Source organism: Kaistella palustris DSM 21579, from assembly GCF_000422265.1.
Taxonomy (GTDB): Bacteria; Bacteroidota; Bacteroidia; order Flavobacteriales; family Weeksellaceae; genus Kaistella; species Kaistella palustris.
In genome coordinates this window covers 222,264-236,113 of record NZ_AULL01000013.1, presented here as the reverse complement: position 1 = coordinate 236,113, position 13,850 = coordinate 222,264, and the positions used below count along the sequence as shown (strand labels likewise).

At 40.3% G+C, this 13,850-nt stretch carries 8 protein-coding genes and 1 pseudogene; 7 read left to right on the top strand and 2 right to left on the bottom strand.

From position 1 onward, the window contains the following. Positions 1 to 238 precede the first annotated feature (238 nt). A complete protein-coding gene (gene tatC / locus H562_RS0104485; RefSeq protein WP_027376411.1) occupies positions 239 to 1,063 on the bottom strand; it encodes a twin-arginine translocase subunit TatC in 825 nt (274 codons plus the stop codon). Between the two features lie 130 nt (positions 1,064 to 1,193). Next, complete coding sequence (locus H562_RS0104480; RefSeq protein ID WP_027376410.1) at positions 1,194 to 2,153, bottom strand: KpsF/GutQ family sugar-phosphate isomerase; 960 nt, start codon at positions 2,151 to 2,153, stop codon at positions 1,194 to 1,196. A gap of 217 nt (positions 2,154 to 2,370) precedes the next feature. Between H562_RS0104480 and recQ the strand changes: the two are divergent. The 7 genes and pseudogenes from recQ (at position 2,371) to H562_RS0104445 (ending at position 13,850) form a co-directional block, all read left to right on the top strand. Continuing rightward, positions 2,371 to 4,574 (top strand): annotated as a pseudogene (gene recQ / locus H562_RS14645) (DNA helicase RecQ). 11 nt (positions 4,575 to 4,585) lie between these two features. After that, on the top strand, positions 4,586 to 4,966 hold the full coding sequence (locus tag H562_RS0104470) for a hypothetical protein (protein WP_027376409.1): 381 nt from the start codon (positions 4,586 to 4,588) through the stop codon (positions 4,964 to 4,966). Next, positions 4,951 to 5,274: a hypothetical protein gene (locus H562_RS0104465; protein WP_027376408.1), complete on the top strand. Its 324-nt coding sequence runs from the start codon at positions 4,951 to 4,953 to the stop codon at positions 5,272 to 5,274. The genes H562_RS0104470 and H562_RS0104465 overlap by 16 nt, the downstream gene beginning before the upstream one ends. Positions 5,275 to 5,328: 54 nt before the next feature. Continuing rightward, positions 5,329 to 6,408, top strand: coding sequence for a glycosyltransferase (locus H562_RS0104460; RefSeq protein ID WP_027376407.1), 1,080 nt, complete (start codon positions 5,329 to 5,331; stop codon positions 6,406 to 6,408). 156 nt (positions 6,409 to 6,564) lie between these two features. Next, the gene (locus tag H562_RS0104455; RefSeq protein ID WP_394330166.1) at positions 6,565 to 9,108 is read left to right on the top strand and encodes an adenosylcobalamin-dependent ribonucleoside-diphosphate reductase; all 2,544 of its coding nucleotides are present in this window, start codon (positions 6,565 to 6,567) and stop codon (positions 9,106 to 9,108) included. An 894-nt stretch (positions 9,109 to 10,002) separates the two neighbouring features. Continuing rightward, positions 10,003 to 11,406: a dihydrolipoyl dehydrogenase gene (lpdA, locus tag H562_RS0104450; protein ID WP_027376405.1), complete on the top strand. Its 1,404-nt coding sequence runs from the start codon at positions 10,003 to 10,005 to the stop codon at positions 11,404 to 11,406. Positions 11,407 to 11,678: 272 nt separating this feature from the next. Continuing rightward, positions 11,679 to 13,850, top strand: coding sequence for a TonB-dependent siderophore receptor (locus H562_RS0104445; RefSeq protein ID WP_051190392.1), 2,172 nt, complete (start codon positions 11,679 to 11,681; stop codon positions 13,848 to 13,850).

Here is a 13,850-nt window from a genome sequence, read left to right as displayed (position 1 = left end):
TAGCACACAATGAGACGGGATATTCTAACGGTCAAAAATTTAGCGAAGAAGCAGTAGAGTTAGGTTATATCGGCACCTTCGATTACGGGATTTTTTCTTTTTCGGGAAAGCGGGAAATTTGGTTTTAGCCGCGATGGAACGGCCTGCCTGAGCTCTCCCGCGCCGCAAAGGCGTGGGAAGCGAGTAGTGACAGCGCGCTCGGTCTTCGGAAGAGAAACTGCTTTTTCACGCTCCTGAATCAGAACTTCTCAGGTGGTAAAGCGTTCCGTTTCTGCACCTGCTTAAAGGTATATGCACTCATTAAAATACTGAATTCGTATAACAACAGCAGCGGCAGCGCAGCCATGATCATACTTAAAACATCGGCCGGCGTGATGATCGCGGCAACAACCATGATAAGTACGATTGCGTGGCGCCGGTATTTTCGCATAAACGCAGGTGTAAGAATTCCAATTGAAGTGAGGAAATAAACCACTACCGGAAAGAGAAATACGACGCCCATACCAAGAACAACCTGCATGAAAAGCGTGGTATAATCACTGAGATCGAAAAGCTGGGTGATGGAATCTGAAATCTTGAAAAGTAAACCAAAATTAATGGCAAAAGGCAGTATAAGGAAATAGCCGCAGAGAATTCCCGCCAGAAAAAGCATCCACACAAAGTTGATGAGGAATACTGAGTTTTTCCTTTCCTTCGGATGAAGTGCCGGTGAAATAAAACGCCAGATCTCCCAAACAATATAAGGAAAGGCCAGAACCATTCCACCGAAAATAGAAACCGCCATCATCACATTAAACTGCTGGAAAAGCTTTTTCTGCTGAACGGCAAAATGGGCAGGAAGTACAATACTGTCGTGGCCGAGAAGCTCACGGGAATAATGATTGACAACGCGGAAGGTGAAAAAATCGTTGCGCGTGGGACCGAAGAAAATGTGGTCCATGATCCAGTTTACATTGAAGCCGACAATAATAGCTCCGACAATCATTGCAATAACCGCGCGGATGATGTGTCCTCTTAATTCGCCAATATGCCCCCAAAAGGACATTTCTTTTTTCTCGCTCACAAAATTCTGTTTAAGGTTGAACTGCTGTAACTGACCGCAATTGAAGAGGCGAAATTACATTTTTAATATGAAAAGGTAGAAATGAACTTATTTTTTTTATAATGCCGATGGTTTGACTTGCGGATTCCGTTTACACAATTCCCTCGTCGAGCAGGCGGTGAATATCGATGATGCCGAAATATTTGCCGTTGTCTGTTACGATGAGCTGACCGATATTATTTTCTTTGAGCAGCGCCATGGCTTCTTTTGCGAGGGTATTTTTATCGACGCTTTTGGGATTTCTGCTCATGATTTCTCCGGCAGAAACCGATGAAATATCCTGCGTGCTCATGAGCATTCTGCGCAGATCACCATCTGTTATGACACCGATGATGTTTTCGTTTTCCGTGACGATGGTAATCCCGTGCGACGAGGCGCTTATAGAAATAATAATATCTCGGATATTGGCGTCGGCGGAGACCTGGGGTTTTTGGGACGACAGAAACTGTCCGACTTTGGCAGTGAGGTTCTTTCCTAAACTGCCGCCGGGGTGAAAGCGTGCAAAATCGTTTTCCTTAAAATCACTCATCTCCATAAGACAAACCGCAAGTGCGTCGCCCAGCGCCATCTGCACAATCGTGGAACTTGTGGGAGCCAGTTTTATGGGGCAGGCTTCTTTTTCTACAGAAGTATCCAAAACCACACTGGAGAATTCCGCGAGTTTGGATTTTGGATTTCCCGTCATGCCGATCAGTGCGGTTGAATATTCTTTAAGAAAGGGAAGGATTTTTACAATTTCAGGTGAATTACCTGAGTTGGAGATACACAACACTACATCACTCTTTTGAATGACGCCAAGATCGCCGTGAATTGCTTCGGACGCATGCAGGAATTGCGAGGGCGTACCTGTTGAGTTTAATGTGGCTACGATCTTATTTCCTACATGTGCAGATTTTCCGATGCCAACCACAATGAGCTTCCCCGGACAGAAATAAATAGTTTCCAGCGCTTTCAGAAAGTTGTCATCTAAGCGGCTCCTTAGTTTTTCAAGTTCAGAAATCTCGATGGAAAGGGCGTTTTTAGCGACTTCAAGGATCTTGGTCTTAGTCATAAGAGGGAATTAGAAAGGTCTGGCTTTATGTATGATGCAGCGTTACGTGCGGTTTAAAATAAAAAGTCAATTTTCTTTATTTCAGCTTTTATTTTTTAACTTTGGGTAATATGCAAATTTAGCAAACAATTTTAGATGAAATGCCGCGAACAGCAAGTTTGTATCGAAAGCAATATTTCCGGCGCTTCATCTGCAGCTATCAATTGAAAATGAACAGATGAAAACAAAAAATGCCGATTTAAAAAAAGAACTCAAAAAATATTTCGGCTTCTCAAAATTTAAAGGTCAGCAGGAAGAGATCATCGAAAATCTACTGGAGGGCAAAGATATATTTGTACTTATGCCCACGGGCGGCGGAAAATCCTTGTGTTACCAACTTCCCGCTTTGATTTCTGAAGGGACTGCAATAGTGGTTTCGCCGCTGATCGCACTGATGAAAAACCAGGTAGATGCGGTAAACGGTCTCTCTTCACGGGAGGGTGTTGCGCATGTTTTGAATTCTTCGCTCAATAAAACCCAGACCAAACAGGTTTTTGACGACATTAAAGCAGGCCGGACAAAACTCTTATATGTAGCGCCGGAATCGCTGATTAAAGAAGAATATATGGAGTTTCTGCGCGATGTGAAAATCTCATTCGTCGCAATCGATGAGGCGCACTGTATTTCGGAATGGGGACACGATTTCCGGCCCGAATACCGGAACCTGAAAACCATCATCGATAAAATTGCCGATGTTCCGGTGATCGCCCTTACTGCCACCGCCACGCCAAAGGTTCAGGATGATATTCAGAAAACTTTGGGTATGAATAACGCGCTTGTCTTTAAAGAAAGCTTTAACCGCCCGAACTTATTTTATGAAGTTCGCCCTAAGGTTAATATCGACCGCGAAATAGTAAAGTTCATCAATCAGCATAAAGGTAAATCGGGCATTGTGTATTGTCTGAGCCGCAGGAAAGTGGAGGAATTTGCGCAACTTCTGCAGGTAAACGGCATTAATGCTTTACCATATCACGCGGGCCTTGACCAGAAAACACGCGTTGCAAACCAGGATAAATTCCTGATGGAAGATGCAGACATCATTGTGGCCACAATCGCCTTCGGCATGGGTATCGATAAGCCGGATGTCCGTTTTGTAATCCATTACGATATTCCCAAATCCCTCGAAAGTTATTATCAGGAAACGGGACGTGCCGGCCGCGACGGCGGTGAAGGAATATGTCTGGCATTTTACGATCCAAAAGATATTGAAAAGCTTGAAAAGTTTCTGGCCCAGAAACCGGTTTCGGAAAGAGAAATCGGACTTCAGCTATTAAATGAAGTGGTTGGTTACGCTGAAACTTCGATGAGCAGAAGGCAGTATATCTTATATTACTTTGGTGAGCAGTTTGATCCGCAAAATGGCGAAGGTGCGCTGATGTGCGATAATTCCATTAACCCGCCCACTTTGAGGGATGCTACCAAAGAACTGAACATTATTCTGAATCTGGTAAAAGATCTGGAAGAAAAATTCCGGACCAAAGATTTAATCGCTGTGATTGCCGGACGCGAAAATCCTGTAACAAAATCCTATAAACTCGAGGCTACGAAGCATTTTGGCATCGGAAAAAATCACCCTGAGAATTTCTGGAAATCAGTGATCCGCCAGGCAACCGTGCAGAATTTTTTACAAAAAGACATCGAAACCTACGGTGTGCTGAAAATAACTGAAAAGGGCCACGCAAGAATTTCAGGTAAAGATAAAACTCCTTTTCTTATCGCCGAAGACCGCGAATACAATCTGGCGCAGACCAAGGCAGATTCCGATCAGGTGCAGGTTCAGCAGGGCGGCGGTTTGGATCAGAATTTATATGCCGGACTGAAGGAGTTGCGGAAAACCGTGGCCAAGCAGCAGGGCATTCCACCGTACACCGTTTTTATGGATCCCAGCCTGGAGGATATGACTGTGCAATACCCGACCACCATTGCCGAAATTGGAAAAGTTTACGGCGTAGGCGAAGGAAAGGCCAAGAAATTCGGCAAACAGTTTGCGGAGTTTATCGCCAAATATGTTGAGGAGAATGACATTGAACGCACCCAGGATATGGTGCTGAAAAATGTCGCAAATAAATCATCGCACAAGGTTTTCATCATTCAGAGTACCGATAAAAAAATCGACCTCGAAGATATTGCAAAAGCTAAAAACCTGTCTATGGATGATCTTCTGAAAGAAATGGAACGAATTGTTTATCAGGGAACCAAGCTTAATATTGATTATTATATTGACAAAATTTCGATGAAGATATTGTGGAGGAATTTATGGATTTCATGGGTAAAAGCGAAAGTGACAGTATGAAAGTTCTGCTGTCTGAATTTGGTGATGACCTGAGTGATGAGGAAGTCCGTATGTTGAGGATTAAATTTATCTCGGACGTTGCCAACTAAATTCAGGAATTATGGAAAAGGAAATGATCGATATGAAAAATGAGCTCATTGACTGGATCGAAAATTCTTTTGATTCCGGGCTGCTTGAGAGGTTGATGGACATCAAGAACGGTAATAATTCGTCAGACTTAATTTCGGATATCAATTCTGAAAAACCATTAGAAAATGACTTTGACGAACAATTTGCAGCAGGAATGACCTCCGACGAACTTATGGAGAATATTGCGGCACATATCGAGTCACTTGCAGAAGAGGAATCTTCTGTGGTTGCCGATCTTTCAGCGGATTACGCCATAAAAGATGATTTTGAACAAAGGTTTGTGAAAGGTTTGAATTCTGAAACTGCAAGGAAAGAATCTAAAAAAAGAGTCAGCGAATGGTGGGGGAAATAAATTATTCACCGCTATTCGTTGATGAATTAGATGGGCTTGCACAGGTTCTTTATCAACAAAAATATTTTAGTTTTGTAGAAGATGTCGATGTTTATATTGATAAAATCTACGATTTCATCGAAGGTAATATAGAATATCCTATCACCAAAAATTCCTCCCAAAACTTCAAAAAATACGGTAAGAAATTTCTTCGCTACAAAGCCAACCATCAAACGTCATGGTATATTTTCTTTGACCAAAAAGACAATCGATTTTTAGTGAATCACATTCTAAATAACCATTCCCAGGACTTTCCGGAATTAATGTAAATTAGCGATTGGCAACTTCGAGGCTTCAAACCTTGTTAAGCTTTTTTAAAATACATGGAAAAAATCTCTATTCTATTTTTGCTTCCCGATTTGGAAACCGGCGGTGCAGAACGGATTGTCACCACGATTGCGAATCATTTGCCACGAGAAAAATTTGAACCAAAAATTCTTTTGTTAAGAAAAGAAGGTGGCTTTCTGGAATTTCTAAAAGATGATGTGGACGTTATCGATCTAAAATCGCCCCGAATTCGTCATTCTTTAAAACCTATTTTAAAGGAAATTCGCAAAAGAAAACCAGATATCGTTTTCAGTGGTTTTGGTGAAGTCAATGCATATTTGGCTTTATTTATTAAGTTTTTTCCGAAGATAAAATTCATTGCCAGAGAAACAAATGTTGTTTCAAAGCACGTTACCAGAAAGGAAATCCGATTTTTTTATAAGTTCTATAATAACTATGACAAGATTATTTGTCAGAGCGACGATATGGAAAATGATCTGTTGGAGAATTTTAAAGTTAAAAAAGAGAAACTGGTTAAGATTAATAATCCCGTCGATTTTGCTTTTATTAATGAAAAGCTTGCGATTTCAGAAAAGCCGGAATGCTTTAAAGATGATTTTAAAAATGTTGTAGCGATTGGAAATCTATCTTCCAGAAAGGGTTTCGATAATTTGTTGAAAGTTTTTTCTCATTTAAAAAATGAAAAAATTCTACTTCATATTTTAGGAGATGGACGGGATAAAGAATTGCTTCATCAGATGAAAAATGATTTAGGTTTAGAAAATGTCATCCTTCATGGACAGCAAAAAAATCCTTATGAGTTTTTAAAGTTCGCAGATCTGTTTATACTTTCTTCGCGGTATGAAGGTTTCCCGAATGTTTTATTAGAAGCCGGCGCGTGCGGAATTTATTCTTTAGCGAATAATTGTCCGGGTGGAATTACTGAAATTATTCAACCTGGAATTAATGGTGAGATTTCAAATATTGAAAATCATCAAGAATTCTCTGATAAAATATTAGATATTCTTAAAACAATTCATGATTCTGAAGCGATTAAAAATTCTATTTCTTCTCGGTTTTCAATAAATTTTATTTTGGATAAGTACGAAAATATTTTTAAAGAAACTGTGATTTAGATCATAATAAAAATTTATTTTTTGTAAACTTTTATTGTTTTTAAAATAATTATTGTATTACTAATCAGTACTTTAGTATAAATTTTTTGCAAACAATTTTTTATTAAAAGATACTTCTGTATATTTATTTCGTCAAAAAAAATAATTATGGAAGCAATGCTCTTAGCAAAAAAAACAGAAACCTATACTTACGATGAAGCAATTCAGTCTTCTTTACAATATTTCGAAGGTGATGATTTGGCCGCCAAAGTTTGGGTGAGTAAATATGCCTTAAAAGATTCGGATGGAAACATTTACGAACAAAATCCTGATGATATGCATCATAGAATTGCGTCCGAAATTGCCAGAGTTGAAGCTAAATATCCAAACGCTCTTTCCGAAGAAAAGGTTTTTGATCTTATTAAACAATTCAAATATATTATTCCGCAAGGAAGTCCGATGACTGGAATTGGGAATAATTTTCAGATCGCTTCGCTTTCCAATTGTTTTGTAATCGGAAGTGGAACTCAAAGTGATTCATACGGAAGTATTATGAAGATTGATGAAGAGCAAGTTCAGTTAATGAAACGCCGTGGTGGAGTAGGTCACGACTTGTCAAACATTCGTCCGAAAGGTTCTGCAGTAAAGAATTCTGCGTTGACTTCAACCGGTTTGGTTCCGTTTATGGAAAGATATTCGAATTCTACGCGGGAAGTTGCGCAAGATGGACGAAGAGGAGCGTTGATGCTTTCTGTTTCTGTAAATCATCCGGATTCTGAAGATTTTGTAGATGCAAAATTAGAGCAGGGAAAAATTACGGGTGCCAATATTTCGGTAAGAATAGATGACGAGTTTATGAAAGCCGTTGTCAATAAAGAAAATTATATTCAGAAATATCCTATTCATAGTGCAAATCCTAAATTTCAGAAGGAAATAAAAGCGACTGATCTCTGGGATAAAATTATTCATAACGCCTGGAAATCTGCGGAACCTGGAATTCTTTTCTGGGATACCATTATTAAGGAATCTTTGCCGGATTGTTACGCTGATCTCGGTTATGAAACAGTTTCCACGAATCCGTGTGGTGAGATTCCTTTGTGTCCGTATGATTCTTGCCGATTGTTGGCGGTGAATCTTTTCTCTTATGTTGACAATCCGTTTACGAAAAAAGCGAAATTTAATTTTGAATTATTCAAAGAGCATGTTGGTTACGCCCAAAGAATGATGGATGATATCATCGATCTGGAAATTGAAAAAATCGATGCGATCCTTACGAAGATCGAATCTGATCCGGAAGGAAATGAAATTAAAGCAACCGAGAAAAATCTTTGGTTAAAAATCCGTCACAAAACAATTGAAGGCAGAAGAACCGGAGTTGGAATTACAGCGGAAGGCGATATGTTGGCTGCTTTAGGAATTCAGTATGGAAGTAAAGAAGGAAATGAATTTTCGACTTTGGTTCATAAAACTTTGGCTTTGGCGGCATATCGTTCATCAGTAGAAATGGCGAAAGAACGAGGCGCATTTGCAATTTATGATGCGAAAAGAGAAGCGAAAAATCCGTTCATTTTAAGAATGAAAGACGCCGATCCGGAATTGTTCGAAGATCTGAAAAAATACGGAAGAAGAAACATTGCATTATTGACAATTGCGCCAACTGGAAGTACGTCTTTAATGTCGCAAACTTCGTCTGGAATTGAACCTGTATTCATGCCTGTTTATAAAAGACGCAGGAAAGTAAATCCTAATGATCAGGATGTTCGCGTGGATTTTGTAGATGAAGTAGGCGATTCCTGGGAAGAATATTTGGTTTTCCACCACCGTTTTAAAGAATGGATGGAAGTTAATGGAATCGACACCGACAAAAATTATTCGCAAGAGGAATTGAATAAATTGATTGAACAATCGCCGTATTACAAAGCAACTTCCAATGATGTGGATTGGTTGAGCAAAGTAGAAATGCAGGGTTCTATTCAGAAATGGGTAGATCATTCGATTTCGGTGACGATCAATGTTCCGAATGATGCGACGGAAGAATTGGTAAATCAACTCTACATCAAAGCGTGGGAAGTTGGTTGCAAGGGCGTGACGGTTTATCGCGACGGTTCACGGTCCGGAGTTTTAATTTCCGCAGACGATAAAAAAGAGGAAAAAGCAGAAATGATCGCTTCAGCTTTCCCAACGAAAAGACCTCAAATCCTGGAAGCCGATGTCGTTCGTTTTCAAAATAATAAAGAAAAATGGATTGCTTTTGTTGGCTTGATTGAAGGTAAACCTTACGAGATTTTTACGGGATTGGCGGATGATGAAGAAGGAATTTCAGTTCCACGCTGGGTAAATGATGGCGTGATCATCAAGAATCGCGACGAGAATGGAAAATCGCGCTATGATTTCCAGTTTAAAAATCAGCGTGGTTATAAAACGACGATTGAAGGTCTTTCGCACAAGTTCAAACCCGAATTCTGGAATTATGCAAAACTCATTTCCGGAACTTTAAGACACGGAATGCCGATTGAAAATGCAGTGGAATTAATTAACCGCTTAGAACTCGATTCTGAATCCATCAACAACTGGAAAGCCGGAGTTGCACGTGCTTTAAAACGCTACATCGCCGATGGAACCGAAGCAGCTGGAAAATGTTCGAGTTGTGGTTCTGATCAAGTGGTTTATCAGGAAGGTTGTTTGACCTGTAAGAATTGCGGGAATAGTAAGTGTGGGTAGAGTTACTTTTTAAATATTTAAGGGCTGTTTCAATTTTGGAAGCAGCCTTTTTTCTTTTCCTCATCCTTTGAAATACTCCATGTTTTAGGAAATGGACTTTGATGTAAATACTCAATTATAACGTTGTCATTCTGAATGAATCTTAAAGCTGAGATTCATTCGGAATGACAATCCGTGGGAAACAGAGATTAGTAGGTTCTGTAGGGTGAGCTTAATTTCGCTCCGGAGGAGCGATATATGTGTAGGATTAATTAATAAGAATGGCGCGCTCCGTAGGAACGCTATCTGTGTAGAAAACAAAATTAATGATTCAAATTGGCGCTCCGTAGGAGCGATATCTGTGTAGAAAAAATTATTAATACAAATGCTGCGTTCCCTAGGAACGCCATCTTTTTACTATTCCGTATAATCTTACCGCTGAGATTCCTCCCGAGGATTAGTTAATAAGAATGGCGCGTTCCGTAGGAACGCTATCTGTGTAGAGAATAAAATTAATGATTCAAATTGGCGCTCCGTAGGAGCGATATCTTTTTACAGAATTATTTTCCAACACTAATCTTAATACTAACGCTCAATCTATTCAGAATTTATCTTTTAAAACCTAAATATGACTAGCCCTGCTTGCAGCGGCTTCCTTTTTTGCTTCCGAATAACTTCTTTTTATAAATAACTTTTCGAGCAAAAAAGATATATCCCTTCGACAAGCTCAGGATAAACCCCAAGCAGGTTCCCGGCTCCTCAGAATTATTTGCAAATTAATCCTGAGATTGCCACGTCCTTCGTTCCTCATTCCTCGCAATGACATTGCCGGAAAATCCCTCCGTTTCCATCCTGCCAAACCCGAAATAATCCGTAAATTTGCGCTACTTTCAAACTAATCATAAATATTAAAATATGAGTCAATTCGATGTGACCGTCATCGGTTCCGGTCCCGGTGGATATGTTGCCGCGATCAGATGTGCGCAACTGGGTTTTAAAACAGCTATTATCGAGAAATATCCTACAATGGGCGGAACTTGCCTGAACGTGGGTTGTATTCCCAGTAAAGCACTTTTGGACAGTTCGGAGCATTTTCACAACGCCGCACACAATTTTGCAGATCATGGCATCATCATCAATGAGCCAAAGGCAGATTTAGCAAGAATGATCGCACGCAAAAATGAAGTGGTAGAACAAACAACAAAAGGAATTCAGTTCCTGATGGATAAAAATAAAGTCACTGTTTTCGAAGGTGTCGGGAGTTTTGAATCTTCAACCAAGATCAAAGTGACCAAAAACGACGGTACTGCGGAAACAATTGAGTCAAAATATACCATCATTGCGACAGGTTCCAAACCGAGTACGCTTCCTTTTATTAAGCTGGATAAAGAAAGAATTATCACTTCTACGGAAGCTTTAGAATTAAAAGAAATCCCGAAACACCTGATCGTTATTGGTGGTGGAGTAATAGGGCTGGAATTAGGTTCAGTTTACAAAAGGCTAGGTTCTGAAGTAACGGTGGTAGAATTTATGGATAAAATAATTCCAACCATGGACGGTGCTTTATCGAAAGAATTGAACAAAGTTCTGCGTAAACAGGGAATAAAATTTAACCTTTCTACGGGAGTTCAGTCTGTTGAAAGAAACGGCGATTCTGTAAAAGTTACTGCGAAAGATAAAAAAGGCGAAGAAGTGGTTTTCGAAGGTGATTATGTTTTGGTTGCTGTAGGTAGAAAACCTTACACAGACGGACTTGCTGTTGAGAATGCAGGCGTTGATCTGGATGAAAGAGGAAGAGTGAAAACAAACGAACATTTACAAACCAATGTTTCGAATATTTACGCAATCGGTGATGTGGTCGCAGGTGCAATGTTGGCTCACAAAGCGTCTGAAGAAGGAACTTTGGTGGCTGAATTGATCGCCGGACAAAAACCTCATATCAATTATAATTTGATTCCCGGCGTAGTTTATACCTGGCCGGAAGTTGCTGCTGTCGGTAAAACTGAAGAGCAATTGAAAGCGGAAGGAGTTGCCATAAAAGTGGGTAATTTCCCGATGCGTGCTTTGGGAAGAAGCCGTGCTTCTGGTGATGTTGATGGTTTCATCAAAGTAATTGCTGACGAAAAAACCGACGAAATTCTTGGTGTTCACATGATCGGAGCGAGAGCCGCAGATTTAATTGCAGAAGCGGTTGTTGCAATGGAATATAGAGCGAGTGCTGAAGATATTTCGAGAATGTCTCACGCACACCCGACATATGCTGAAGCCATGAAAGAAGCGGCGTTAGATGCGACCGGAAAGAGGGCGATTCATTTCTGATCTTTGCAGCAGACTGTTTTTCAAACCCACCAGAACACGAAATAAGAGATAGAAAACTGTGTGATCGGTGCAATATTTTTCGTGGTCGAACAAATAGTTTTATATGCATAATCTCTAGATTTATCGCAAACAGGAAATTTTGAAAATTAAAAAGAGAAATATTTATTTCTCTTTTTTTATGATTCAAATCATAAACTTTATTTAGAATTAATAAATATAAGCGAGAATTATTTTTATATTTGCTGTCTATTTAAAACTATTCTAAATAACTTATGAAAAAAACCCTTGCTCCCATCGCGCTTGTAATGACCGCTACCACAGTGTTTGCGCAAAAAACTGACACCACCAAAGTTCAGAACATCACAGAAGTCATTATCAATCAGACAAAAAAGTACAAAAACGAGAATGCATTCGCAGTTTCAAAACTTAATTTAAAGGACATTGAAAATCCCCAAGTTTATAACAGTATCCCTAAAATCATTTTGAAAGATCAGGTTTCTACTAATTTTAAAAATGTACTTACAAACGCGACCGGCATCACGAGGTTATGGGAAAGTACTTCACGCGGCGGCGATGGCGCAGAGTACTACACAATGCGCGGATTTTCCACACAGTCGAGACTGGTAAACGGAATGGCCAGCTTTAATAACGGTGGTTTGGATCCGGCAAATATTGAAAATATTGATGTGATAAAAGGTCCCGCGGGCACCCTCTACGGCGGAACTTTGGTTTCATACGGCGGACTTGTCAATATTCAGACGAAAAAACCGTACGAAACATTTGGTGGCGAGATCAACTATATCACAGGTACCCACGCGCTCAACCGCGTCACGCTGGATGTGAACGCTCCAGTGGCAAAAGGACTTTACGCCAGACTGAACGGCGCAGTTCATTCTGAGAATTCTTTTCAGGATGCGGGTTTTAATAAATCTTACTTTCTGGCGCCTTCTTTAAAATATGTGGCTTCCGAAAAACTTACTTTTTTGGTGAATACGGAATTTAAAAATAACGAAACAGCCAATGCACCTATGATTTTCCTGAGCCGTTATGCACCGCTTTCATTTTCCGGCATTGATCTTTTCGAAAAAAGTTATAAAAAATCCTACACGAGTAATAACCTTACGACTTCCAACCCAAGTTTTAGTATGCAGTCGCAGATGATTTATAAACTCTCGGACCAGTGGACTTCGCAGACGCAGTTCTCCAGCAGTTCGAGCAAGGCGATGGGTTACTACCAATATCTTTATGATGACAGCAATGGTGATACTTTTACAAGATATTTATCTAAAAGCAACAGCGAAACGCTGGCCACGGGCATACAGCAGAATTTTATCGGTGATTTTAACCTGGGAAATATGCGGAACCGCCTGGTAGTTGGACTCGATTACCTTAATACTCAAGTTATTAATAATGATTCGGAGTGGCGCGGTTTCGGTACGGTTTCACTTGTCAATCAAACCGACGTAATGCTGAATCCCGCAACCGGCAACTACGAAAATACGGCTTTGACGACACAGGCTGCAGATCATCAGCTTTTGGATGCGAAAGTAACACCGGCCACCACAGAATCAAATATTAAAAGTGCCTACTTTTCAAATGTCTTAAATTTATTGCCGGAACTTTCGGCAATGGTAAGTTTACGGGTTGATAACTTCAGCGGAAAGCCTACGCAATGGTCGACTGAAGAGATTAAAAACGAAACGTACTTCTCGCCAAAATTCGGTTTGGTGTATCAGCCGGTCTTAAACAAGCTTTCAATATTCGCTAATTATATGAATGGCTTTCAGTATGTAGATCCCTCCGTCGCAGTAGATCAAAATACCAATGAAAAGATCATCAGTTATTTCGATCCGGAACGTGCCAACCAGTGGGAAGTGGGCGCAAAAGCCAATTTGATCGCAGGGAAACTTTCATTAACCGCAAGCTATTATGACATACGGGTTTCCAACAAAATAATGCCCGATCCCGCCAATCAAAACCTGTCTGTGCAGGGCGGCAAAGTATACAGCAAGGGTTTTGAATTCAGTGCGGTCGGAAATCCGGTCGAGGGTTTAAACATCATTGCCGGGTACAGCCAAAATAAAAGTGAGACCACGGAAGGAGACCCCACTTACGTCGGATTGCGACCTGAGGAGGCAGGACCTGAAACACTTGTTAATTTCTGGGCAAATTATAAGATCCCACACGGAATTCTGCAAAATCTGGCGGCCGGCTTCGGATTGAATTATGCCGGCGAACATAAAACACTGAACCGTCATGGATACGGAACTTTCATCTTACCACAATATACAGTGATGAATGCAATGATCGGTTATTTTCCCGAGCGCTACAGCATCGCACTGAAACTGGATAACCTGACCAACAAAAAATATTTTTCCGGTTGGAGCACTGTTACACCCCAGAAACTGCGGACTTTATCGCTTTCCCTGGGATTCAGCTTTTAA

What these genes read in the sequence shown, in the direction of transcription:
- H562_RS0104480 (WP_027376410.1), bottom strand. Translation starts at nt 2,153, where the DNA reads ATGACTAAGACCAAGATCCTTGAAGTCGCTAAAAACGCCCTTTCCATC.
- H562_RS0104455 (WP_394330166.1), top strand. Translation starts at nt 6,565, where the DNA reads ATGCTCTTAGCAAAAAAAACAGAAACCTATACTTACGATGAAGCAATT.
- H562_RS0104465 (WP_027376408.1), top strand. Translation starts at nt 4,951, where the DNA reads ATGGTGGGGGAAATAAATTATTCACCGCTATTCGTTGATGAATTAGAT.
- H562_RS0104445 (WP_051190392.1), top strand. Translation starts at nt 11,679, where the DNA reads ATGAAAAAAACCCTTGCTCCCATCGCGCTTGTAATGACCGCTACCACA.
- lpdA (WP_027376405.1), top strand. Translation starts at nt 10,003, where the DNA reads ATGAGTCAATTCGATGTGACCGTCATCGGTTCCGGTCCCGGTGGATAT.
- H562_RS0104460 (WP_027376407.1), top strand. Translation starts at nt 5,329, where the DNA reads ATGGAAAAAATCTCTATTCTATTTTTGCTTCCCGATTTGGAAACCGGC.
- H562_RS0104470 (WP_027376409.1), top strand. Translation starts at nt 4,586, where the DNA reads ATGGAAAAGGAAATGATCGATATGAAAAATGAGCTCATTGACTGGATC.